Raw genomic sequence first — 23,974 nt, forward strand, 5'->3', positions numbered from 1 at the left:
AGGGTTTTTAATACTTTTTACATTGTACGTTTTACAGAATACAATGATTTAATTCGTTGCCATATTCTGTTTTGGAGAACCAAGGATTGAATCCGTTTTCTCAGTGTTTTTCAGCCACTGAGAACCTGCAAGATAATTCTGGTCAGGATAATAGATGAACAAGCACGTTTGATTTTTTATTGTATCAATAATCGGTTTCGCCATTTCTTTGGAAACCGCAGGACAACCCCAACTTCTTCCTAATCTTTTCTCAGATTTGATAAAATCTTCACTTACATATTTTGCGCCGTGCATCACAATGCATCTTTCCAGCGCCGCATCATTATAGCCCTTGTCCATCCCAAAAAGCCTCATAGAATAGCCATTATCGCCATTATAAGTCTGTTCTGTAATATAGAAGCCAAGGCTTGACTGATGCGAATTTTCTATGTTGGAAAAATTGGTTGCGAACTCTTCGCCCGTTCCTTTTCCATGTGCGACCAATGTGTTGAACAGTACTTTTTTCTCATCCAAATTAATCACCCAAAGGCGTTTCCTGTTAGAAGACAAACTAAAATCACAAATCGAAAGCAACTTAGCTGACGAAATCAGTTTTCCGGATTTTTTCAAATTTTGAAATCCTAAAAAGGCTTTTTCGAAGACTTCAAAATTCAATTTTTCATCCGTAAACTGAAGCTCTTTATAGATTTCTTCTGCGGGATTTTGTGGTGAGAAACTCTTTCTTGAGCTTAATTTGTTTTCTTTTACAATGGTCTTGGCTTGAGAGATTTTGTTCTCAGAACTTGTGGGGTAAAAAGAAGTGGTTACCAAATAAACTAAGCATAACAATAATGGGAATTTCTTCATTAATTATAATATTAAGTTTTTGTTTTAGTGGTGCAAAATTATATATAAATCATTTTCAGATTGTTACAATCAAACTTTTTAACGGTTTTTTAGTAAACTTTAACGCAATTACTCCTTTTTTGAACGATTTTTATTAAGACTTTATTATGATTGACACTTTTAAAGTTTTAAATTGCAGTAAACTTTTGAAGTATGTCAACACTTAAAATTGCAGGTCTCAATCTCAATATTTCTTGGAAAAACAAGGAACAGAATTTTAAACAAATTGAAGAAGAATTTAGTTCCGTTGAAGCGGATTTATTTCTGTTACCAGAGATGTTTTCTACCGGATTTTGTATGGAAGCCGATGAGGTTGCCGACAGAAATCTAGAAACTTTGATTTGGATGAAATCCTTTGCCAAAAGTAAAAATTCGGCAGTTGCAGGAAGTGTTTCTGTGGAGGAAAATGGGAAATTCTATAACCGATTTTATTTTATTTTTCCGGATGGTAATTTCGAATATTACGACAAAAGACATTTGTTTTCTTATTCCGGAGAAGATAAAATCTACACAGCAGGAACAAATCGAAAAATCATTGATTATAAGGGATTTAAGATTCTTTTGCAGGTTTGTTTTGACTTACGTTTTCCAGTTTTTTCGAGAAATCAGAATGATTATGATGCCGTTTTATATGTTGCGAATTGGCCAAAATCCAGAGTTGAAGCTTGGAAATCTCTTTTAAAAGCACGTTCGATTGAAAATCAGGCTTTTCTTTTTGGATTAAATCGAATTGGAACAGATGGTTATAACCTTGAATATGAGGAAAGTTCATTAGTCTATTTTCCAGACGGACGAGAAATCTCTGAAAGAAAAAACAACCTCATCATAACCGAATGGAACTTGGATGAATTAAAAGAATTCCGAAATAAATTTCCTTTTTTGAATGAAAGGGATGGGTTTGAAATAGTTTATAACAAATAATTATTTTACATTATTTTCATTCCGTAAGAATTGCTCAATTTTACAGAATTTAAAATAGAAAACAGAATTTAGAACTTCAGTTACATCAATGAAAAATAAAAAATTACTGTTTTCTATTTTTCTCCTCAATCCAGCGACCCATATACTTTGTCGAATTCAGTTGATGATGTTGCAAAATTTTTCCGAGATAATTTTCTGTCCGATGAGCTTCGAGATTATTCTCGATTTTCGAAATGATTCCCCAAAACTGATTGACATACAATTTCTTATCAAAAATTTGTTTCAAAATCTCATTTGCATTTTTGTTGGCTTGATTCCAAATGGATTCATTTTGATAAAGTTCAACAGCGTTTGTCACAAATCCTTCGTCAGAATCTTCTATAAATCCATTCCAAGGCAAATTCTTATGCATTGCTTCTGCACCAATAGAGCTGGTCACATTTGGTAATCCGAATTGCATACTTTCCCAAAGTTTTCCTTTTAAACCTGCACCAAAAGGAATCGGAGCTAGTAAAACTCTGTATTGATTAAAAAGTAATTTAACATCTTCGGCTCTTCCTTTTACCAAAAAACTTTCTTTCTCATTATGCAGTTGAAAAACCTTTTCCGAAGCATAAGCGCCATAAATATGAAGTTCTACGTTTGGAAGTTCTTTTCTAATATTTTTCCAAATGGATTTCAATTTGAGAACAGTTTGCCAATTCGGTTCGTGAAGGAAATTTCCAATGCTTACAAAATGTTGTCTTTCTTCAAAAGCAGTTTTATTTTTTTCAATATTCTCAATAAAAAAAGGAATGTAAAACAGAATATCAGGATTAATTTTAAATTTCTCTGTCAATAATTGATATTCGAATTCTGAAATGATAAGCGACAAATCACATCGCAAAATCGAAGCCATTTCTCTCTTGAAAATATCATTAATCAAATCTTCATTACTAGTTTCTCTCTTTTCAACAAAAGCTTTTCTTCTTGCTTCTCTCAGAAAATGCAAATCTTCTGTATCAATGATTTTCAAAGCATTTGGACAATTTTCTGAAACTCGCCAACCAAATTGTTCTTCGGTTACATATCGGTCAAAAAGAACAATATCTGGATTGAGGTCTTTTATCTTTTCATCAAAACTTTCATTATTGATGTCGATTTTTTGGATTTCGATTTTTTCTGAAAACTCGATATTGTTGGAAGAAGTTAGAAACGTGATTGTATAATTTGCTTCCGAAAATAATTTGATAAGCTGCATCATTCTGTAACCTGCTGCTGTAGAAGCCGGTTCTGGAATAACGAGACCAATAATGACAAGATGTTTCATGTGGAACAAAAATATAAATTATTAAAACAAAAAAATTATACTAATTTTGATATATGCGAATAGAAAACGAAATCAAGTTAGGGTTCAAAGATGTGATGTTTCGTCCGAAGCGTTCTACACTCAAATCCCGAAGCGAAGTGACAATAGAGAGAGAATTCACTTTTCTTCATACTCAGAAAAAATGGAGCGGCGTTCCGCTGATTGCTGCTAATATGGACACGGTCGGAACTTTCGAAATGGCGGAAGCACTTTACAAAGACAAAATTATTACTGCCATTCATAAGCATTATTCTGTTCAGGAATGGTCTGATTTTCTGAAAGATAAAAACGATGACTTCTACCAATACATTGCATTGAGTACAGGAACCGGAAAAGCTGACGAAGAGAAAATCAAAACAATCTTGAATGCCAATCCGAAAATCCAATTTCTTTGCATTGATGTTGCAAATGGTTATTCAGAACATTTTGTAGAATTTGTGAAAAAAGCCCGTCAGAATTTTCCAGATAAAATTATTATGGCAGGCAATGTTGTAACCGGCGAAATGGTAGAAGAACTTATTTTAGCAGGTGCTGATATCATCAAAGTTGGAATTGGTCCGGGTTCGGTTTGTACAACTCGAGTGAAAACCGGAGTTGGTTATCCTCAACTTTCAGCAATCATCGAATGTGCGGATGCAGCTCACGGTTTGGGCGGTCAAATCATTGGTGACGGAGGTTGTAAAGTTCCCGGAGATGTTGCGAAAGCATTTGGTGGTGGTTCAGACTTCGTAATGTTGGGCGGAATGTTTGCCGGACACGACGAAAGCGGCGGTGAACTCATCACAGAAAATGGAAAAACTTTCCGTTTATTCTACGGAATGAGTTCTCAAACCGCAATGGATAAACATTCTGGAGGTGTTGCAGAATATCGTGCTTCCGAAGGAAAAACCGTGAAGGTTCCTTACAAAGGTCCAGTTGCGGAGACAGTAAAAGATATCTTAGGAGGTGTTCGTTCAACTTGTTCTTATGTCGGTGCATCAAAGTTGAAAGAATTGTCTAAAAGAACAACTTTTATCCGCGTTCAAGAGCAGGAAAATCAGGTTTTTAACGGATAGTATTTGATGATAAACTTTAAATAAAAACCAGCCAAATTCGGCTGGTTTTTTATTTTATTTCACTTTTGCTAGATGAATCACATTATTTCCTTGAGAAATCAACAATGAGTCTTCCGTAGATTCTGCAGAAATACTATTTCTCTCATAGATTTCTCCTGCTGTTGTTGCTTGTTTAAAGTCAAGAACAAACTTGTTATTGTTAGCTTCTATAGTAATTGTTTTTGCCTTGCCATCGTCTATAAAAGTCGCTTTTGCTCGGCTTCCATCACTTGCTTTGTAAGGATATGAAACAGATGAGGTTTTTTTACCATTTATATCTTTTTGGGCATTAGACGATGTAATAGTATCTGTTTTTCCATCTTTTTCTACGATTTCTGTTGTTGTAGAAAAGGAATCGGATATTTTTTTGACATCATTTTTTTTACAAGAAAATAAAACTAAAGCGGTTACAAATCCTAGAATTAAACTGTTTGTTTTCATGGGCTAAATTTTTTATTAATAACAAAATTTCTGTCAAATTGTTGTCCAAAGACAGCAAAAAATCTAAAACTAATTTCGGAATTTTTTTATATATAATGATAGGATTAGATAATAAATTTTTATAGTCTTATAACTGATTGTTTTACAGAATTAATTTAAATCAAGTTACGGCTCAATAAATTATAATAATACAATTGATAAAATTCAGAATTAATTAAATAATGATTACTTTTAATCCCAATTTCTAACCAACAACAAAATGCAATTCTCCGGACAGATCCTAAAAATGATTTCCCAAAACGGACAACCAATCCAATACTATCTCAACCTAAAAAATGATTTGATTAATATGAATCAACTTTTTGGAAAAGATTTGCACATCAAACATATCGGTTATCAATGTGTGAATTGTGGAAATGACGAGAAAATCTACCGAATGGGATTCTGTAAAAAATGCTTTTTCGAAAGTCCTTATGCAAGTGACACGATTATCCGTCCAGAATTGTCAAAGGCTCATCTTGGTATTGCCGAGCGAGATTTGGAAGTGGAAAAAGAAATCCAGATGGTTCCTCATATCGTTTATTTGGCTTACACGGGCGATGTAAAAGTTGGAGTTACAAGAACACATCAGATTCCGACACGTTGGATTGACCAAGGCGCCACTTTCGCTTTGCCAATTGCAGTTACAGAAAACCGTTACGAAGCCGGAATGATTGAGGTTGAGTTGAAAAAACATATTGCCGACAAAACCAATCCAAAAAAAATGCTGGCGGATGAATATGAAGATTCTTTGGACTTAATTGATTTCCGAAATAAGATTGCGGATTACTTTCCTAATGATTTTAAAAAGTTTGCGGTGACTGACCAAGACATTGTAAAACTGGATTTTCCTTACGAAGCGCCGGAAAAAATCAATGTTTTTACATTGGACAAAAAACCAGAATTCAATGGAGTTTTGAAAGGGATTAAAGGACAATATCTTTCTTTTGAAGGCGGAGATTTTATAAATGTAAGAGGACACGAAGGTTATGTGATTGAATTGACAGTTTGATAATATGAAGAATCCTTTATTTTTTCTATTGTTGATTTTATTTACTTGTTCAAAAAATCCTAACAAGATTTCTAAAATTGATATTGATTATATAGAAAAAGATAAGGAAACAAGTTGGTTTCGAGTTCATAATAAACAAAACAAATGGGGATTCATAGATAAAGATAGTTCCATCGTCATTCCTTTTGAGTATGATTTTCTCAATCCTTTTGAGAATCATCTTGCTTATGCAAAACAAGGAAGTAAAGAATTCTTTATTACTTATAAAAATTTAAAATTAGAAGGAGATTTTGATGCTGTTAGTGTTTTTTCAGAAGGTTTAGCTCCAATTAAAAAAAATAGGAAATGGGGTTTTATCAATGAGAAAGGAAAGATTGTTATTCCAATTCAATATGATGTTGTTGATTGTTTCAGACCGAGTGGATTGTGCGCGGTAAGTAAAAAAAATATGGCATTATTGATTTGAATAATAAGATTCTTTGTCCATTAATTTATGATGAAGTGAGACCAAGTTATGTTTATGGCTTAGGTTTTGGAGATGATAAAATATATGCTCGAAAAGGCAAAGATTATTTTGAAATTAATATTAATGGAAAAGTTTTGAAATCTGTTACAAGACAAGATGTACAACAGAAAACTAAATCTCCAAGAATAGAAATTCCAGAACCGCCACCACCGCCAAAAATAAAATAATATGCTAAAAAAACTACTGAAAATTACTGCAATCGTACTTGGGAGCGTTTTGATTCTCATAGTTTTACTGAATATCGGATTCAGTCTTTGGCTCAAATATAAATTACCCGATTATCTCAAAACCAAAACGCCTTACGAGATTACTTACCAATCTCTGAACGTGGAAATCCTAAGTGGGAGCATCTCTGCCAACCAAATTAAAGTCAAAACTAAACAGCCAAATAATCTTGAAGCCTTAGCTCTCGAAGGAAGCTTGGGGAATTTGAATATCAGCAGATTAGGTGTTATTGAATTTTTGAACAATAATCAAATTGAGGCTAATTCCATTAAGCTAATTAATCCAAATTTAAAAATCAGATTAGCAAAACCAAAAGAGGAGAAAAGCAAAAAAAATCCAATTCCTTTTACCATCAAAAATATTGAAATAGAAAAAGGAAATATCGAGATTCATAAGCCTGACAACACCAAACTTTTCTCTGCTAACAATCTTAATATTGATTTAAAGAATCTTAGTCTGAATCAGAATCCTGAAGAGCTGCCTTTTGCTTTGGACAGTTATAAAATCTCTGCCAATCAGTTTTATGCACAAATCGGTGAGGTTTATTCTTTGAATTCCTCAGAACTGAAAACGGTTAATGGACAATTGACCATTAATGATTTTGAACTGAAGCCTTTAATTAATTTCAAAAATTGGGAACAGAATTTCAAAACTCAAAAAACGCTTTTTGACATTAAAAGTAAAAGCATTTCTTTCAATGATTTGGTATTTAATAAAAAGAAGTTGAGTTTCAAAAACGCTCAAGCTGTTGACCCAATTTTTGTTTTGCAAAATCGTGATAATAAAGTGGTTAAATCAAACAAAGAAAAGTCCAACTTTAACATCGATTTTGAAAACTTTGATATTAAAAACGGACAGTTTTCCATCTTGAAATCGAATGGAGAAAAGTCACTTTCCTTAGCAAAATTCAATGCAAATTTGAAAGAGTTTGTAATGAATGAAGACACATCGAAAAATAAAATTCCTTTCACTTACAAAGATTACAAAGTGTCTGGAAATCAGTTTTTTTATGATGCAGGGAAATATTACAATATGGATTTGTCAAGCTTCGAGATGTCTTTGCAAAATATTGATTTAAAGAATTTTAAATTAAAACCAAAAGTATCAAGAGCTGAGTTCGTAAGAATGATTCCTATGGAAAATGACTTGTTCGATATTTCTGCTAACAGAATTCATTTTTCTGGAATTAATTGGAAAATCGAAAATGATAAACCGAATATCAAACTTAAAAATGCAAGGCTCACAAATGTTGATGCTAATATATTCCGAAGCAAAATCCCGAAAGATAATCCGAAAGAAAAACTGCTTTATTCCAAATTACTGAGAACAATAAAGTTTCCTTTAGTTGTTGAAAATCTGAATCTTATTCAATCCAAATTGGTGTACGAAGAAGATACGCCGGATTCACACGGTCCAGGTAAAGTCGTTTTCACTTATTTTAATATGGATGTCAAAAACCTGAATTCCAACAAACAAAAAGGAGTTAATACAAAGGTTCCGATTGCAATCAATTGTAAATTTATGGGAGTTTCTCCTATGAAACTGGATTGGAATTTCAACACAGCAGATATGCGGGATAACTTCACAATTGCTGGAAATATCAATGATTTGCCGGCAGTTGACATCAATCCTTTTATCAAACCTTATCTCAATGTTTCTGCGACTGGAACAATCACAAGTCTCAACTTTGATTTCAAAGGAAATAATGACATTATGAACGGGAAATTCAAGATTACTCACAAAGATTTGAAAGTGAGCCTTCTTGACAAAAAAACCAGAGAGAAGAAAAAGTTCTTATCTGCAGTTGTGAATCTGGTTGTAAGAAAAGATTCGAAACAATTTCCAGAATCTGTGGATGTTTATGTTGAAAGAAATAAAGAAAGGTCATTTTTTAATCTCTTTTGGAAAGGTATCGAAGACGGTTTGAAAAAGACATTAATAAGTATTAATGTTGATAAAGTGAAGGAAAATGTGGAAGGTGTGAAAGAGACGGTGAAAGAAACAAAGAAAAAAATACGAGAGGCTAAAAATAACATTCGAAATAACCGTTTAAAGAAAAAAGGAACTCAAACTTAAAAACTTGAGTCCCTTTTTTTATCATTCCGATTTTAAAAATCATATTCTTCTTTCTCTTCTGTCGGTAGAGACTTGATAAAATCATCAAATTCTGAACCTTCGTAATTACTGTTTGCACCGTAAGAATCAATAATCATCGCTTTGTTTCCGTAGAAATCCTCCACAAGATACATCGCAATATTGTCAGCAGGGTCACTCGCGCCTTCGAACCTGTAAGTTCTGATAATTTTCAGGTCTTCTGCGCGATATGCTTTTTGCGTGCTGTGAATGACGAATTGTTTTTTGTCGTTCATCACGATTTCATCTGTGATTCCTTTTTCTCTTAGCTTCTCCATAACTTGGGAGAGCGTAAGCATTGGTTTTGTGCTCATAACGATATTTTTTTGGATTGGTAAGTAGAGATAAACAAATCGTGAACCAAAAAAGAAAAGACTCTACAAGTTGTGTAAAGTCTTAAAAAAATAAAAGTTATGAAAAATTAAATTTCCCCTCTCTTCTTCATCAATTAGGAAAATTATTTGTTGACCTTGTAACGCTTGTCAGGAGTTCCATCCTTTTTCAGTGTTTTGGCTTCTTTGTATCGTTTGTCTGGTGTTCCGTCTTTTTTCAGTTTAACGGTTGAAGCTGTAGCTGTTTTCTCGGCTTTTGCTTCCACTTTTTTTGCCTGCTTTTCTGTTTTTTGAGCTTGTTTCTTTACAGCTGTCGGCGCAGTTGTTTGTGATGTTGCTAGTCCTACCCCGAAAGTAAGTAGCAATGCTGATAATAAATTTTTCATTTCTGTGATGTTTTGGTTTGACAAATTTATATTAAAAATCCTTCTAAAATTAAGAATAAAAAACTTTAACCAGAAATTATAACAACTTAAAAACGCCTTAAAAATTAATACGATAGGCTATCCCGATATTCAGTAAGGTCGCTTTGGAATAATATTTCTCGATGTCAGGATTCTGATTCGCAATTTTGGAATTATAGAAATTAAGTTTTGTATTGAGGACAATCTGTTGAGTGCCATCATCATCAACTGTGTAGATGGCTTTTGCACCGAGATTCAAACCGCCGTTTCCTTCGGAGAAATCTCCTTTATTGTCAAGATAAGGACTTTTCATACGGTAAGTACTATAACCTACAACTTCTTCTACAAAAAAATCCTCTGTAATTTTTTCTTGATGAAAAATGTACCAATCAAAATTGTTCATCGATGGCGCACCAAGATAACCGAACAATTCTGGTCTTTTGACATTAGCCAAAAAGTAAGTGTACTCAACTCCTAATCCGAAATTTTTGTAAAGATTCAAATTTCCTCCAACTCCGAAACCATAAAAATAATCGAACGTGTCTTTCAGAAAATTATTACCAAGTGGAACCATCACTTTCACGTGCGGGTCTATGGAAGAACGAACATTTTCTGTCCAATCCTGCTTTTTCCTTCTCTGAGAAAAAGTAGCAATTGAAATTAATGAAAGAGAAAAGAGTAAAATTTTCTTCATTATTTCAAAGTTATATCATTGAAAATAACATAAGTCACACCATCTGGAATCTCGATGCTTAAAGAATCATTTGAGATTTTGCAACCTTGGGTATCAGTTGAAAAAGACTTTACCTTGAAGTTTTTCAGTTGAAGTTTATAAGCGCCTTTGTCGTAAGGTCCAGCCAAAACAAAACTTCCACTCTCTTTTGGATAAGTTTCTGCAATGATTTTTTTGTCTTTTACAAGATGGATTGGGTCTTCCAAAAACTTAGCGTCAGAATAGGTAATTTTTCCTTCCGCATAAGCGCGGAAAATATTGGCATCGTCCTCTTTACATTCAATCAAAAGAATCGACAGCAAGCAGAAAAGAGATAATATTTTGAATGAAAACTTCAAAGTTCAATTTATTAAAGAACGTAAAGTTAATTAATAATTATATTCAAATTAAATAAAATTATTTCTCGTTAAGATTGAGTCTTATTCCAACGTTGATGTTCAGCAATTGAGCCTTAGAATAATATTTATCTAATCCCTTGTCTCTGAACTCAACAAAAGAATCATAAAAGTAAAGTTTGGGAGAAGCAAAGATTTCTAATTTTTTCAGTTTAGGGAATTTATAAGACAACTCAGTTCCTAAGAAAAATGCGCCCGCTTGTTCTGTAAAATCATCTTTCGTGTAGCGTGATTGGCTTGTAATCGCCATAAAACTTCCTCCAATTTGTCCTTGTAAACTGAATGCTTCAGTAAAAGGATATTTGTAAATAAAATAAGCAGAAATATTGGTCAATCTAGGTTTTTCCAAATCGCCATAAACACTGCGGTCTTTGACTTCGGAGAAAGCTCGATTTAACTCTATTCCAAATCCCATATTACGTTTGAAAACAGTTTGATAAGTCAATCCAACGCCAACAAAATTTTTCAAACCATCTTTCAGAAAATTATCTCCCATTGGCAGAAAAGTAACAGCATTGATTCCTAATGACGGCTGAACGCCTTGGCTGGAAAAAAACGCAAAACAAAACAAGGCTGTAGAAAGTAAAAATCTTTTCATTATTCTATCGTAATATTTGAGAATTTAACACTTTCTAGATTTTCAGGAAGAATGATGGAAAGAGAATCTATGTCCAAAGAACAATCTTTTGAATCGGTAGAAAAACTAACAATTTTTTTTCCTAAAGTAAGCTTTACATCATGTGCAACATCCGGACCTCCTAAACTGAAAGAACCATCATTTTTAGTAGTTCCTTGTGAAATAGGATAAAGCCAAGTAGTGAGTGCAACAGGAATTCCGTTCGCGGATTGGCTTTGAGAAGTAATTTTTCCTTCTACAAAAACCCGAGAATTGTTTACATAATCCGCTTCGCAAGATGCTAAAGAAAATAGCAGACCTAGCAAAAGATAGTTTGTTTTGAATTTCATTGGTTAAATTTTGACTAAATTAATGTTTAATAATTCATCCGCAAAATAAGAAAGATGAATTATTGCTGAATTTTTAAATTTCGTACTTTTGTAACAAATAACGATTCCGAAAATATCTCGGAATCGCTTTTTGCGTTTATGCCTACATTAATGGAATTAAAAAAAATCAATCAAAATCTGCTTCCGGACTTGCTTCAGAAACAATTCGGGAATGAGATTTTTTCTCAATTAAATAACAACCAACATATTTCTGTTAAAGGAAGTGCAGGTTCTGCGGTTTCAATTTTGGCTTCGGAACTTTTCTTGACTCAGAACAAAACGATTCTTTATTTGGTTGATGACAAAGAGGATGCGCTTTACATCAATGCCGAGATGGAAGATTTGTTGGGAAGCGAAAATGTTCTGTACTTTCCTGCAACGCATCTTGAGCCTTATCAAATCGAGAAAACCCAGAATGCAAATCTCGTTCTGAGAACTGAAGTAATCAATAAACTGAATTCTGGAAAATCTCCAAAAGTGATTGTCGCTTTTATTGGTGCATTATCTGAAAAAGTCTTGAAAAAAGAAGATTTCAAAGCAATTTCTCATCAGATAAAAGTCGGTGACCAATTGGATTTCGATTTTGTGGATGAATTGCTGAATCATTATCAATTTAATCAAACGGATTTTGTTTCTGAACCCGGAGAATTTTCTGTTCGTGGTGGAATTGTGGATGTTTTTTCTTTTTCTAATGAAAAACCTTATCGTATCACATTTTTCGGAAATGAAGTTGAAAGCATCAAAACTTTCGATATAGAATCTCAGCTTTCCGTTGATAAAATAACTGAATTTCAGTTGGTTTCCAATATGAATTTTTCGGTTTCGGGAAGCAAGGTTTCATTTCTTGATATTTTGCCTGATGACAGTTTTATGGTTTCGAAGAATCTTTTCGTTTCCAATAGAAGAATCAGAGACTTTTACGAAAAATCATTAGAAAAATTTGAGACTTTAAGTAAAGATATTAAACATAGGACGCCGGAAGAATTATTTATTTCTGAACCTGAATTTCAAAATCGATTAATCAGATTCAAAACAATTGATTTCAGTTCGCAAGCTTTTGAACTTCCAAAACTTAAAACGGTAGAACTCAATCAAACTCAACAACCGAGCTTTCATAAGAATTTCGAAATGTTGATTCAGGATTTAGAAGAGAAACAGGGTCAGGGTTTTGATACTTGGATTTCTTTTTCATCTGAGAAACAAAAAGACAGATTAGAATCGATTTTTGAAGAACTCGAGCACGAAATTCCATTTAAAAGCTTCAAATCCGAACTTCACGAGGGTTTTGTGGATTCTGAAAATAAAATTCTGGTTTACACAGACCACCAGATTTTTGACCGATATCAGCGTTACAAATCCAAAGATACTTTTGCCAAGTCGGAGCAGTTGACACTCAAAGATTTAATGTCTTTGAAAGTTGGTGATTATATTGCTCATATCGACCACGGAATCGGGAAATTTATGGGATTGGTGAAAGTCAATAATGACGGGAAAATTCAGGAATGCTTCAAACTGAGTTATAAAAATGGTGATTTGCTTTATGTGAGTATTCATTCCCTCCATAAAATTTCAAAATATAACGGAACAGACGGAAAAGAAATTGTTCTCAGCAAACTCGGTTCGCCCGCTTGGAAGTCACTGAAACAGAAGACGAAAGCTAGAGTTAAGCAGATTGCATTTGATTTGATTAAATTATATGCTCAGAGAAAAACCGCGAAAGGATTTCAATATTCGCCGGATTCTTATCTTCAAAATGAATTGGAAGCAAGTTTCCTTTACGAGGATACGCCAGACCAAGAGAAAGCGACTTTGGACGTGAAAAAAGATATGGAAGCGGAAGGCGTAATGGATAGATTGATTTGTGGCGACGTTGGATTCGGGAAGACGGAAGTTGCGATTCGTGCGGCGTTCAAAGCGGCGACTGATAGCAAACAAGTTGCGATTCTGGTTCCGACAACGATTTTGGCTTTTCAACATTATAGAAGTTTCAAAGAGCGTTTGAAAGATTTCCCTGTTAATATTTCATACTTAAATCGATTCCGAACTGCGAAACAAAAATCTGAAACTTTAGCAGGTTTGAAAGATGGGAAAATCGATATTGTGATTGGAACGCATCAATTGGTTGCGGATAAAGTGAAATTCAAAAATCTTGGTTTATTGATTATCGATGAGGAACACAAATTCGGAGTATCGGTAAAAGATAAATTGAAAACGATGAAAACCAATGTCGATACGTTGACATTGACAGCAACTCCTATTCCGAGAACTTTGCAGTTTTCATTGATGGCAGCGAGAGATTTATCGGTAATTAAAACACCTCCCCCAAATCGTCAGCCTGTTGACACTAGTATCGTTGGCTTTAATGAAGAGATTTTGCGTGATGCAATTTCGTACGAATTACAAAGAGACGGACAGGTTTATTTCATCAATAACAGAATCGAAAACCTAAAAGATATTGCAGGATTGATTCAAAGATTGGTTCCCGATGCAAGAGTGATTACAGGTCACGGCCAAATGGACGGAAAACAAATGGAACAAAATATCCTCGATTTTATGGAAGGAAAATATGATGTTCTGGTAGCGACAACCATCGTAGAAAGTGGCGTTGACGTCCCAAATGCAAATACGATTTTCATTAATGATGCTCATAGATTCGGGATGGCAGATTTGCATCAGATGCGTGGAAGAGTCGGGCGAAGCAACAGAAAAGCGTTTTGTTATCTGATAACGCCTCCGTTTGATATGATGACTTCTGACGCGAGAAAACGTCTGGAAGCGATTGAGCAATTCTCGGATTTGGGAAGTGGTTTTCAGATTGCTATGAAGGATTTGGAAATCCGGGGAGCGGGAGATTTGTTAGGAGGAGAACAAAGTGGGTTTATCAATGAAATGGGCTTTGAGACTTATCAAAAAATGATGCAGGAAGCTTTGGAAGAACTGAAAGATGATGAGAATTTTGAAAATCTTTTCGAAAATGAAGAAGACAGAAACAAGCTCATCAAATCTACAAAAGAAGTCAACATTGATACAGATTTAGAACTGATGTTGCCTGATGATTACGTGAGTTCAACGGAAGAACGTTTGTCACTCTATCAAAAATTGGCTGAAATCCAAAATGCGAAAGAGTTACAGGCTTTTGAAAATGAGTTGAAAGACCGATTCGGAGAATTGCCAAATGAAGCAATTAATCTTCTGAAATCTGTGGAACTGAAATGGCTCGCAGCGGAAATTGGATTTGATAAACTGGTGGTGAAGAACAAAGTTTTCCTCGGTTATTTCCCTGCAAATCCTCAAGACAAATTTTATCAAAGTGAAAAATTCAAAAAAATCATATCTTATCTCACACAAAATCCGGCAGAAGCTACGTTAAAAGAAAAGAATAACCAATTGATGATGCGGAAAGATAACGTGAAGAATGTGGATGAGGTGAATCTGGTTTTGAATAGGATTTTGGGTTAAAATTGATTATATTTGATTAATAAAATTTTAGAAATGAATACTGATTTACAGATACAAACTAAAAAACTGGAGCTAATTCAATGGTTATCTACAATTGAAGATTTGAGTTTTCTTGAAAAGATTTCAGATTTGATTTCTCGTGAAAGAAAAAAAGACTGGACAGATGAAGTTTCTGATGTTGAAAAACAATCTATAGAAAAAGGAATTGCTCAAGCGAATGAAGGAAAACTAAATCCACATTCCAAAGCAAGGGAAATCTATGGAAAAAGGCTTTGAAATTCTATGGACAGATTTAGCCCTGGAAGAACTTGCCCAAACTGTTGAATATTTGGAACAAGAATTTTCTGAAAAGGAAATTGAGAGTTTGGGAAACGAAATCGAAAGAATCCTATCAATTATCACATACAATCCTGCGATTTTTCCATTTTTGGATAAATTTAAAATAAGAAAAGTAATTATTTTGAAATTCAATACTCTGTATTACAGGATTATAAATGATAGAGTTGAGATTATTTCATTCTTCTCCAATAGACAAAATCCAGATAAAGCAAACATATAACTTCTCTGAAATTTAGATTAATGACTATTTTTCCATTCAATCGAATCGAACAGAAATTTATATTACTAATCATAATATCTGTTAGCTTTTGCAACGCTCAAATTCTGAAATATCATTACGATAAGGAAATGACTTTTCTAAGTGAAGCAGATAACGAAGCTGGGATTTCTGTGAGATTTAATTCCAAAGACAAATCGGTTCCTGTTTATTCGATAAGTTACAATTCTGAGAAGAAATATATTAGAAATACCATTAATTTCTATTACGCTTATCGTAAAAATATCTATAGAATGGATGGTTTGCTTTATAACAAAAAGTATGTTTCGGGTAATGGCTTCCGGACTTACAGTGCAGAATCGCCTATTCGATATTTCAAAAAAGCTTCGGATACTTTGTATGAATATCAGTCGTTTCGAGATTTAGAAAAAAGAATAGCCACAGACAAAGACGGAACCAAAATCGAACTGTTTGTTGCGAACCTAAAAGACAACATCGATTATTCTGAACCTGCATTGTTTTATCTTTCGGAACATTATGGGATTTCGCCCGGTTTGGGAAAAGGTGAGATTGTGGTTTATGCGAATTATACTTTTAGTAATAATTTCAGCTCCGGAGATTATGTTCAGATGAAAGATATTGATGAAGATATCTACTTTAACAAAGAACAAATCGAAGCTCTGATTGATGACCAATATCGTGAGTTTATGACCAAAACAGAACCGGATAAAAAACCAATCTATTGCTCTGTAACATCATTTGGTAAAAATACAGATGAAAAAACAACCGAAGAATTGAACGATTTCCTTGGCAATATCTGCGAATATTATGAGTTATGGAATAAGCAAGAAAATAATGAAAGCTTCAAAACCTATTTTGATTCCGAAATTAAAAGAAGAGTTGAAATTTATAAAAACAATGACACTCTAAATGAGAAACAACTTAAAACTTACCTTGAAGAATTGAATCAGCTTAAAAGTCAGAATTCCTTAGAAAATTTTGATTATAAATGAATTATTTTCAATTAAAAATTTGAATTCGAAAATTTATTTTAAAAAGTTAACTTTGCAAATAGAAAACAATACAATGAAAAGCATATTTTATTATCTAACCATAATATTCGGAATCTTTGCATTGGCATCTTGTAGTCCAAATCAAGATGATAATGGCGATTTTTTGTACGGGATAGATTACGACCCAACTACTACTGATCCAGGAAGTGGGAGCGAGACTACAAAGCTTCTTGAAAAAGTTTCAGGAGTAGATTCTGATGGGGAATCTACCACTGTTACTTATACTTACACAGATAAAAAACTAACTTCTGTAAAAACTGAGGTAGGCACAGATACGGAAACTGCGCTATTAACCTATTCAAATGATGTAATAACACATATGGATATTACCAATGTAGAATCAGGAGACACTAAACTGACAAAAGTAGATCTTTTATACAATTCTGGTAAATTGGTTGGTGCTAACGGAACAACCGAATCTGGAGGAGCTGTCCTCTATAAGTCAACGACAAATGTTACTTACGTAGGAGACAAAGTTTCGAAAGTGGTCACTAGCATGAACACAGAGGATCCGGATAATCCAGGGCAGTATATTTTGTCTTTTGAAGTTACAAGTGATCTAACCTACACAGGAAATAATATTTCTGTTTGGAAATTAACCACAACCACCGCATCTACTCCTCCAATTGTAATCCCTCCAATTGTAATAGAATCTGAACTAAGTAATTACGATAGTAACAAGAACCCTTTTGGAACGCTACCTTTAGCTTATAATATTTTATCAACACATTACAATACCTCTAATCAGGGTATGTTAGGTCTATCTACCAACAATTACAGAAGTGTCAAGGTTACAACGATGGGGTTCTCGCAACCACTTAACATGACTTATACTTACGATGCAGATGGATATCCTATAACAATGCTTTCTAGTGGAGGAGACAAATTAAATTTTCAGTATACAAAATAATGAAGTATCTCATCGTAGGTATCGGGAACAAAGGGGAAGAATATGTGGAAACCCGACATAATATTGGTTTCAAAATTGCTGAAAAAATTGCAGAGAAGATAGAAGCGCCATTCAAATCTTCAAACTTCGGATTGCTGGCAGAAGGAAAATACAAAGGCAGAAAAGTTTTTGTGCTTAAACCTGATACCTACGTTAATCTTTCTGGAAATGCTGTTAAATTCTGGATGCAGAAAGAAAATATCCCTTTAGAAAATATATTGATTATTACGGATGATCTTGCATTACCTTTTGGTTCTTTGAGAATGAAAATGAAAGGTTCTGATGCGGGGCATAATGGTTTGAAAAGCATACAGTCGCAGCTGAATACTCAAAATTATCCAAGATTAAGATTTGGAATTTCTGCAGATTTCTCCGAAGGCAAACAAGCAGATTATGTTCTCGGAAAATGGAATAATGAAGAACAAGAACAACTTTCCGAAAGAATAGAGAAGTTTTCTCAAGCTGCTTTATCTTTTGTATTTGCAGGTGTTCAGAACACAATGTCTGCTTTTAATGGAAAATAGATTAATCTGTATCTGTTTTCAAAAGCCTTTACGGATTTCGTTTTTTAATTAAGGAAATTATTTTAGATATTCAGTTTTGAAAATAAGTAAGCCGGATAATAAATTACCCGGCCTACCACCCTAATTGTATGAAGAAAAAAAAATTCCTATAACCAAGTTACAACGCCAGTTTCAACGTCGTAATTTGCACCCACGACTTTGATTTTACCTTCGTCTTCTAGCCTTTTCAAAGTTGAGCTTTGCTTACGAATATCTTCTATAGCGTGCTTTACATTGTGTTGATTCAGTCTTTCCAAAAGATCTTCGTTTTTGGATGAGCGCTCTTCTCCATCTTTGATAATATTTTTGATGATTGGGTCAAAATGTCCAATCAAGTGGTTCAGGTTATCCATTCCAAGACCTTCGATAGCTGCAGAGTCTAGTCCTCCTTTCAAAGCGCCACATTTAGTATGTCCAAGGACAACAACCAATTTGGATCCTGCAACATTACAGCCAAATTCCATAGAGCCAAGAATATCTTGATTCACAAAATTACCTGCAATTCTAACGCTGAAGATATCTCCCAAGCCTTGGTCAAAAATCAATTCAGCAGACGTACGGCTGTCGATACAACTCAAAATAACTGCAAATGGCCATTGACCAGTGCGAGTTGCATTAACTTGCTCAAGAAGGTCTCTGTTGGCTTTAAGGTTATTTACAAACCTTTGATTTCCTTCTTTCAAGAACTCTAATGCTTTTTCTGGTGTAATGGTTGCTTGTGTTTCGGATGTATGTGCTTTCATTTTTTTTAAAATTTTAAATAGTTAATATCTGCAATGTTTTTACATCGCTCTTTTATGATTGACGATGATATGCGAATCCTGGTCGCTTGCATAATCTTTGTATGATGTTTTGAAGCCTAATAATTCTACTTCTATGTCTTCTTCTTTTGCTCTTACGTTGGCAAAATCCTGAATCAGCTCCAGAACATCCGTTGTGATATAAGATGTTGTTGTTGCATCTATGATAACTTTGGAGCCAGATTTTATGTTTTTTAAAGTTTTTTTGATGGCAGCTTTATTGAGAAAAGAAACTTCCTCAGCCAGCTTTATTGTAATCTCATCTGCATTATCCAAAGTTTCTTTGCTAAGATAGTAAGCTCGTTTCATATTTCCTTGAAGAATGTAGAAAACGGAAATTAATAACCCAATTCCTACACCTTTCAGTAGATCTGTGAAAACTACAGCTAAAACTGTTGCCACAAAAGGAATGAATTGATATTTACCATTGTGCCAAAAATGTTTGAAAGTGGCTGGTTTTGCCAATTTGTATCCAACCAAAATCAATACCGCTGCTAGAGTTGCCAAAGGAATTAGATTTAATATAACAGGGATTGATAAAACACAAATCAATAACAACACACCATGAATAATTGCTGAAGTTTTCGACGTTGCACCAGCATTGGCATTGGCAGAGCTTCTTACTACCACAGATGTCATTGGTAGCCCACCAATGAAAGAACTGACTAAGTTTCCAATACCTTGAGCTTTCAGTTCCAGATTGGTGTCGGTAATTCTTCTTCTAACATCTAATCTGTCCGATGCTTCTATACAAAGCAAAGTCTCTATAGATGCTACAATAGCTATCGTAGCTCCAGTTATCCAAACTTTAGGATTTGTAAATCCATTGAAATCGGGAAAAGTGATTAGGTTTTTAAAATCATCTAGTGACTTAGGAACAGGTAATGTTACAAGGTGTTTTTCCGTAATTGCTAAAGAACTTCCTGATAGTTTAAAAAATTCATTCAGTAGAATCCCTACAATAACTGCAACCAAAGCACCTGGTAATAGCTTTAATCTTTTGAGAACAGTTATGTGATCCCAAGCCAATAAAATAGCTATAGAAACCAAGGTTACAATAATAGCGCCTGGATGAGTTGCGCCAAATAATTCTGAAAAATATCCAAAATTGAGCCCTTTGTCGAAAATAGATTCGTGACCTTCGTAATCGCGATCAAAGCCTAATGCGTGAGGAATTTGTTTCAGTATGATAATAATTCCAATACCGGCAAGCATTCCTTCGATGACATTATTAGGGAAATAATTTGAGATACTACCTGCCCGGACAAATCCAAGAACTAATTGTAAAATACCAGCAATAATACCAGCACAAAGAAATAATTCAAATGCGCCAAGATCTGTTATGGCGACCAAGATAATAGCTGTAAGACCAGCAGCCGGGCCAGAAACAGATATGTTGGAATTACTAATATATCCTACAACTATTCCGCCAATAACCCCAGCGATAATCCCAGATAACGGTGGCGCACCAGATGCCAAAGCAATCCCGAGGCAAAGTGGAAGAGCCACAAGGAAAACGACAAGGCCAGAAGGAAAATTTTCTTTGATTCCTCCGATCAAAGATTTTGATTTTTGCATAATAAAACAGCAGAAGTCATTGATAATGATAATCAATTATTCTTTAAAATGTAGATGAACTTAATGTATAGTAGGGCTTACTATTATTATAAACAGCAAACAATTACGTTTATAGAAAAACGAAATTATATATTAAGCTTCTGGAGGGGGAGAGAAGATGCTAAGGTGAGGTGGGAAATACACTTTGGACTCCCAACTTATAGTTATTTTTTTTTGTGTATCTAATTCAAAAAACTTGATGAAATCATGGATGTCCATCGTTTTAGGAATTGCTTTTTCATAAATTACAATTGTCATATTTGAGTGGGTTTCCTCTTCATTTACTATAATATTAGTTCTTGGTATTTTCCATCCCAACATTGCAGCAATCCCAGGGAGAGCTGTAAAGTTTAGAAAAACCGATAATATTATAATACTCAAATATTTCATCTAAAATCTTAAATAAGATTTTTATTATTTTTTTTATTCATTACCCAATCAGAATCAGTTAGGTTATAAATCTGTTGAATGTCTTTCAATATTTTCTCAAAATCGATATCAAGATCTATAATTTTTCCTGTTCTAAGGTCAAAAACCCAACCGTGAACAATAGGAAACTCATCTAATATATATCTTTCTTGTACGCAAGCCATTTTTATCACATTGATGCATTGCTCCTGCACGTTCAGTTCCACAAGGCGATCATATTTGAGAGATTCATCTTTTATAGCATCTAGCTCTGCGTGATGTAGTCTATAAACGTCTCTTATGGTTCTCAACCAAGGATTCATCAATCCAAGATCTTGTGAAGTCATTGCTGCTTTTACACCACCGCAATTATAATGCCCACAAACAACAATGTGTTTCACTTTCAAGTGTTCAACTGCGTACTGGATGACGGCGGTTGAACTCATGTCCAAAGTGTTCACCACATTTGCGATGTTTCTATGGACAAAAACTTCACCTGGTCCCACGCCCATCAACTCTTCTGCTGTTGCTCTACTGTCAGAGCATCCTATGTAAAGATAATCTGGATGTTGTGTTTTTGCTAAGTTATGGAAATATTCAGGGTCATCTGCAAGCTTTGACTCTACCCATTTTTTATTGTTTTCGAAAATTTCTAAGTAAGACTTTGCCATAATTAACAGATGTAAAATTACAGATTATTTTGTTTCTTATGATTGTTTCTAAAAAACAATAGATTAAATCAATAACAAAACAAAAATATAATTTATTTTCCAATGTTAAAGAGATTTAACAAAGTTTAATATTAAGCTGTTGGTAGTAACTGTGGATAATTACTAATGATTTATCAGTTCAATATAGAGACATGATATAATTATTAAGAATTTCGTTAATTTTGAAAACATTCAAAAAATTAAAAATGAAAGTAAAATCAATCTTTGCAACAGCTGCCGTTGTTTTTTATGTTGGTGCCCAAGCTCAGTCTATGACAAATTCTAATTATCCCAAAGCCGTAAAAGGAACTCAAGTTGACAATTATTTCGGAACACAAGTAGCCGATGTTTATCGTGATCTAGAAAATGACTCTGATGCGACCAAAAAATGGGTGGATGAAGAGGTTGCTTACAGCCAAAATTATCTTTCCAAAATCCCTTTTAGAGAAACTATTAAAACTCAACTGAGAGATATCTGGAATTATGAGAAAATATCTGCGCCGTTCAAAGAAGGAGATTATACTTATTACTCTAAAAATAATGGTTTACAAGCGCAATCTGTGATTTACAGAACTGGACTTAAAACTAAAAATATCGAGGTTTTTCTAGACCCAAATCAATTCTCGGAAAAAGGAACAACTTCGCTTTCTAATCTTTCATTTAATAAAAAAGGAAATCTTGCCGCTTATTCTATTTCGGAAGGTGGAAGTGACTGGAACAAGATCATCATCATTGATGCAATTACGAAAAAGCAAATTGATGATACTTTGTTTGATGTGAAATTCAGTGGCATTGCTTGGAAAGGAGATGAAGGTTTCTATTATTCCAGTTATGACAAACCGAAAGAAGGAACAGTTCTTTCTGGGATGACGGATAAACACAAAGTTTATTTCCACAAATTGGGGACAAAACAATCCGAAGACCAGTTGATTTTCGGAGGTGAAAAAACGCCAAGAAGATATCTCTCTGCAGGTGTTTCGGAAGATCAAAGATTCTTGATTATTTCAGCAGCTAATGCAACTAATGGTAACGAATTATACATCAAAGATTTGAAAAACGGAGGTGATTTTGTACAGATCAACAAAGGCTTTGACATCAATGCTGATATTGTAGATACGCAAGGCGATGACTTGTTCATCTTCACGGACAAAGATGCGCCTAATATGAGATTGGTAAAAGTGAGCATCAAAAATCCAAGTCCTGAAAACTGGAAAGATGTCATCCCAGAAACTGAAAATGTGTTGAGTGTTTCGGAAGCTGGTGGTTTTTTCTTCGGAAAATATATGAAAGATGCAATCAGCTTGGTAAAACAATTTGATAAAACAGGGAAATTAGTCAGAGAAATCTCTTTGCCTGGAAAAGGAACTGTTTCCGGATTTGGCGGTAAAAAAGAGGATAAAGACATCTATTATTCATTTACAAACTATATTACGCCAGGAACGATTTACAAATATAATGTCGCTTCCGGAAAATCAGAAGTTTATCAGAAACCGAATGTGAAATTCAATCCAGAAGATTACGTTTCTGAACAGGTTTTCTACACATCAAAGGATGGGACTAAAGTTCCAATGATGATTAATTACAAAAAAGGAACTAAGTTGGATGGTAAGAACCCAACCATTCTTTATTCTTATGGAGGTTTCAATATCAGCCTTCAGCCAAGTTTCTCTGTTGTGAATGCTATCTGGATGGAAAATGGTGGTATCTATGCTGTTCCAAATATCCGAGGTGGTGGAGAATACGGAAAAAAATGGCATGACGCAGGAACTAAGCAACAAAAGATAAACGTGTTTAATGACTTTATTGCTGCCGGAGAATACTTGCAGGCGAAAGGTTACACATCGAAAGAATTTATGGCGCTTTCCGGACGTTCCAACGGAGGTCTTTTGGTTGGTGCAACAATGACGATGAGACCAGATCTAGCAAAAGTAGCTTTCCCTGGAGTTGGGGTTTTGGATATGTTGAGGTATAACAAATTCACGGCGGGAGCAGGTTGGTCTTACGATTATGGAACTGCGGAAGATAGCAAAGAAATGTTCGAGTACTTGAAATCTTATTCGCCGGTTCACAACGTAAAAGCAGGAATTTGTTATCCCTCAACAATGATTATCACGAGTGATCACGATGATAGAGTTGTTCCAGCGCATTCTTTCAAATTTGGAGCTGAGTTGCAGGAAAAGCAATCTTGCAATAACCCGATATTATTAAGAATAGAAAAGAATGCAGGTCACGGCGCAGGCCGATCAACAGAGCAAGTGATAGGTGAAAATGCTGATCTATTAAGTTTTGCATTATTCGAAATGGGAATCAAATCCTTGAAAAAATAAAATCGTTAATTATAAAAGA

General features: G+C 34.2%; 26 protein-coding genes. 13 read left to right on the forward strand and 13 right to left on the reverse strand.

Features of this window, described 5'->3' with window-relative positions:
- Positions 1 to 48 precede the first annotated feature (48 nt).
- Positions 49 to 846, reverse strand: coding sequence for a murein L,D-transpeptidase catalytic domain family protein (locus tag DRF58_RS03290; protein WP_116032793.1), 798 nt, complete (start codon positions 844 to 846; stop codon positions 49 to 51).
- A 192-nt stretch (positions 847 to 1,038) separates the two neighbouring features.
- Between DRF58_RS03290 and DRF58_RS03295 the strand changes: the two genes are divergently transcribed.
- The gene (locus tag DRF58_RS03295) at positions 1,039 to 1,806 is read left to right on the forward strand and encodes a nitrilase-related carbon-nitrogen hydrolase (protein WP_116032796.1); all 768 of its coding nucleotides are present in this window, start codon (positions 1,039 to 1,041) and stop codon (positions 1,804 to 1,806) included.
- 103 nt (positions 1,807 to 1,909) lie between these two features.
- Here the strand turns inward: DRF58_RS03295 and DRF58_RS03300 are convergent, their stop codons facing one another.
- Complete coding sequence (locus DRF58_RS03300) at positions 1,910 to 3,115, reverse strand: glycosyltransferase (protein ID WP_116032797.1); 1,206 nt, start codon at positions 3,113 to 3,115, stop codon at positions 1,910 to 1,912.
- A gap of 53 nt (positions 3,116 to 3,168) precedes the next feature.
- Between DRF58_RS03300 and DRF58_RS03305 the strand changes: the two genes are divergently transcribed.
- On the forward strand, positions 3,169 to 4,209 hold the full coding sequence (locus DRF58_RS03305) for a GMP reductase (RefSeq protein WP_116032800.1): 1,041 nt from the start codon (positions 3,169 to 3,171) through the stop codon (positions 4,207 to 4,209).
- 54 nt (positions 4,210 to 4,263) lie between these two features.
- Here the strand turns inward: DRF58_RS03305 and DRF58_RS03310 are convergent, their stop codons facing one another.
- Positions 4,264 to 4,689 carry a hypothetical protein gene (locus DRF58_RS03310; RefSeq protein ID WP_116032802.1) on the reverse strand — a complete coding sequence of 142 codons (426 nt, stop codon included), beginning with the start codon at positions 4,687 to 4,689 and terminating at the stop codon, positions 4,264 to 4,266.
- Positions 4,690 to 4,948: 259 nt separating this feature from the next.
- Between DRF58_RS03310 and DRF58_RS03315 the strand changes: the two genes are divergently transcribed.
- The 4 genes from DRF58_RS03315 to DRF58_RS03330 are packed head-to-tail and all read left to right on the forward strand — an operon-like array spanning position 4,949 to position 8,567.
- The gene (locus DRF58_RS03315) at positions 4,949 to 5,740 is read left to right on the forward strand and encodes a DUF2797 domain-containing protein (RefSeq protein ID WP_116032805.1); all 792 of its coding nucleotides are present in this window, start codon (positions 4,949 to 4,951) and stop codon (positions 5,738 to 5,740) included.
- A 4-nt stretch (positions 5,741 to 5,744) separates the two neighbouring features.
- Positions 5,745 to 6,206 (forward strand): WG repeat-containing protein, encoded by a 462-nt coding sequence (locus tag DRF58_RS03320; protein WP_116032806.1) that lies wholly within the window; start codon positions 5,745 to 5,747, stop codon positions 6,204 to 6,206.
- On the forward strand, positions 6,203 to 6,433 hold the full coding sequence (locus DRF58_RS03325; RefSeq protein ID WP_116032809.1) for a hypothetical protein: 231 nt from the start codon (positions 6,203 to 6,205) through the stop codon (positions 6,431 to 6,433). The genes DRF58_RS03320 and DRF58_RS03325 overlap by 4 nt, the downstream gene beginning before the upstream one ends.
- A gap of 1 nt (position 6,434) precedes the next feature.
- A complete protein-coding gene (locus DRF58_RS03330) occupies positions 6,435 to 8,567 on the forward strand; it encodes an AsmA family protein (RefSeq protein ID WP_116032811.1) in 2,133 nt (710 codons plus the stop codon).
- Between the two features lie 32 nt (positions 8,568 to 8,599).
- On the opposite strand, the gene DRF58_RS03335 is transcribed toward DRF58_RS03330, so the two are convergent.
- The 6 genes from DRF58_RS03335 to DRF58_RS03360 form a co-directional block, all read right to left on the reverse strand.
- The gene (locus DRF58_RS03335) at positions 8,600 to 8,938 is read right to left on the reverse strand and encodes a hypothetical protein (protein WP_116032813.1); all 339 of its coding nucleotides are present in this window, start codon (positions 8,936 to 8,938) and stop codon (positions 8,600 to 8,602) included.
- A 143-nt stretch (positions 8,939 to 9,081) separates the two neighbouring features.
- Complete coding sequence (locus tag DRF58_RS03340) at positions 9,082 to 9,342, reverse strand: hypothetical protein (protein WP_116032814.1); 261 nt, start codon at positions 9,340 to 9,342, stop codon at positions 9,082 to 9,084.
- Between the two features lie 97 nt (positions 9,343 to 9,439).
- Positions 9,440 to 10,054, reverse strand: coding sequence for a hypothetical protein (locus DRF58_RS03345; RefSeq protein WP_116032817.1), 615 nt, complete (start codon positions 10,052 to 10,054; stop codon positions 9,440 to 9,442).
- The gene (locus DRF58_RS03350; RefSeq protein ID WP_123902351.1) at positions 10,054 to 10,431 is read right to left on the reverse strand and encodes a hypothetical protein; all 378 of its coding nucleotides are present in this window, start codon (positions 10,429 to 10,431) and stop codon (positions 10,054 to 10,056) included. The genes DRF58_RS03345 and DRF58_RS03350 overlap by 1 nt, the downstream gene beginning before the upstream one ends.
- Before the next feature lie 58 nt (positions 10,432 to 10,489).
- Complete coding sequence (locus DRF58_RS03355; RefSeq protein WP_116032821.1) at positions 10,490 to 11,086, reverse strand: outer membrane beta-barrel protein; 597 nt, start codon at positions 11,084 to 11,086, stop codon at positions 10,490 to 10,492.
- The gene (locus tag DRF58_RS03360) at positions 11,086 to 11,454 is read right to left on the reverse strand and encodes a hypothetical protein (RefSeq protein ID WP_116032822.1); all 369 of its coding nucleotides are present in this window, start codon (positions 11,452 to 11,454) and stop codon (positions 11,086 to 11,088) included. Before DRF58_RS03360 ends, DRF58_RS03355 begins: the two co-directional genes overlap by 1 nt.
- Before the next feature lie 150 nt (positions 11,455 to 11,604).
- On the opposite strand from DRF58_RS03360, the gene mfd reads away from it, so the two are divergent.
- From mfd to pth, 6 genes are all read left to right on the forward strand, one after another.
- Entirely contained in the window at positions 11,605 to 14,952 is a 3,348-nt protein-coding gene (gene mfd, locus DRF58_RS03365) for a transcription-repair coupling factor (protein ID WP_116032825.1), read from the forward strand.
- A gap of 33 nt (positions 14,953 to 14,985) precedes the next feature.
- Positions 14,986 to 15,228: a hypothetical protein gene (locus DRF58_RS03370; protein ID WP_116032903.1), complete on the forward strand. Its 243-nt coding sequence runs from the start codon at positions 14,986 to 14,988 to the stop codon at positions 15,226 to 15,228.
- Positions 15,212 to 15,511, forward strand: a complete 300-nt coding sequence (locus DRF58_RS03375; protein WP_116032827.1) for a type II toxin-antitoxin system RelE/ParE family toxin — start codon at positions 15,212 to 15,214, stop codon at positions 15,509 to 15,511. Before DRF58_RS03370 ends, DRF58_RS03375 begins: the two co-directional genes overlap by 17 nt.
- Before the next feature lie 20 nt (positions 15,512 to 15,531).
- Positions 15,532 to 16,521: a hypothetical protein gene (locus DRF58_RS03380; RefSeq protein ID WP_123902352.1), complete on the forward strand. Its 990-nt coding sequence runs from the start codon at positions 15,532 to 15,534 to the stop codon at positions 16,519 to 16,521.
- Positions 16,522 to 16,642: 121 nt separating this feature from the next.
- A complete protein-coding gene (locus DRF58_RS03385) occupies positions 16,643 to 17,491 on the forward strand; it encodes a hypothetical protein (RefSeq protein ID WP_123902353.1) in 849 nt (282 codons plus the stop codon).
- Positions 17,491 to 18,054, forward strand: coding sequence for an aminoacyl-tRNA hydrolase (gene pth / locus DRF58_RS03390; RefSeq protein WP_116032833.1), 564 nt, complete (start codon positions 17,491 to 17,493; stop codon positions 18,052 to 18,054). The genes DRF58_RS03385 and pth overlap by 1 nt, the downstream gene beginning before the upstream one ends.
- A gap of 146 nt (positions 18,055 to 18,200) precedes the next feature.
- Here pth and DRF58_RS03395 read toward each other — a convergent pair whose 3' ends face one another.
- The 4 genes from DRF58_RS03395 to DRF58_RS03410 form a co-directional block, all read right to left on the reverse strand.
- Positions 18,201 to 18,836, reverse strand: coding sequence for a carbonic anhydrase family protein (locus tag DRF58_RS03395; RefSeq protein ID WP_116032836.1), 636 nt, complete (start codon positions 18,834 to 18,836; stop codon positions 18,201 to 18,203).
- Between the two features lie 39 nt (positions 18,837 to 18,875).
- Positions 18,876 to 20,471, reverse strand: coding sequence for a SulP family inorganic anion transporter (locus DRF58_RS03400; protein ID WP_116032838.1), 1,596 nt, complete (start codon positions 20,469 to 20,471; stop codon positions 18,876 to 18,878).
- Positions 20,472 to 20,603: 132 nt separating this feature from the next.
- The gene (locus DRF58_RS03405; protein WP_116032840.1) at positions 20,604 to 20,900 is read right to left on the reverse strand and encodes a hypothetical protein; all 297 of its coding nucleotides are present in this window, start codon (positions 20,898 to 20,900) and stop codon (positions 20,604 to 20,606) included.
- Positions 20,901 to 20,908: 8 nt separating this feature from the next.
- A complete protein-coding gene (locus tag DRF58_RS03410) occupies positions 20,909 to 21,589 on the reverse strand; it encodes a carbonic anhydrase (RefSeq protein WP_116032842.1) in 681 nt (226 codons plus the stop codon).
- 311 nt (positions 21,590 to 21,900) lie between these two features.
- Between DRF58_RS03410 and DRF58_RS03415 the strand changes: the two genes are divergently transcribed.
- Positions 21,901 to 23,955: a prolyl oligopeptidase family serine peptidase gene (locus tag DRF58_RS03415; RefSeq protein WP_379883726.1), complete on the forward strand. Its 2,055-nt coding sequence runs from the start codon at positions 21,901 to 21,903 to the stop codon at positions 23,953 to 23,955.
- The last annotated feature ends 19 nt before the right edge of the window (positions 23,956 to 23,974 follow it).

The organism is Epilithonimonas hispanica (genome assembly GCF_003385395.1).
GTDB classification, from domain to species: Bacteria; Bacteroidota; Bacteroidia; order Flavobacteriales; family Weeksellaceae; genus Epilithonimonas; species Epilithonimonas hispanica.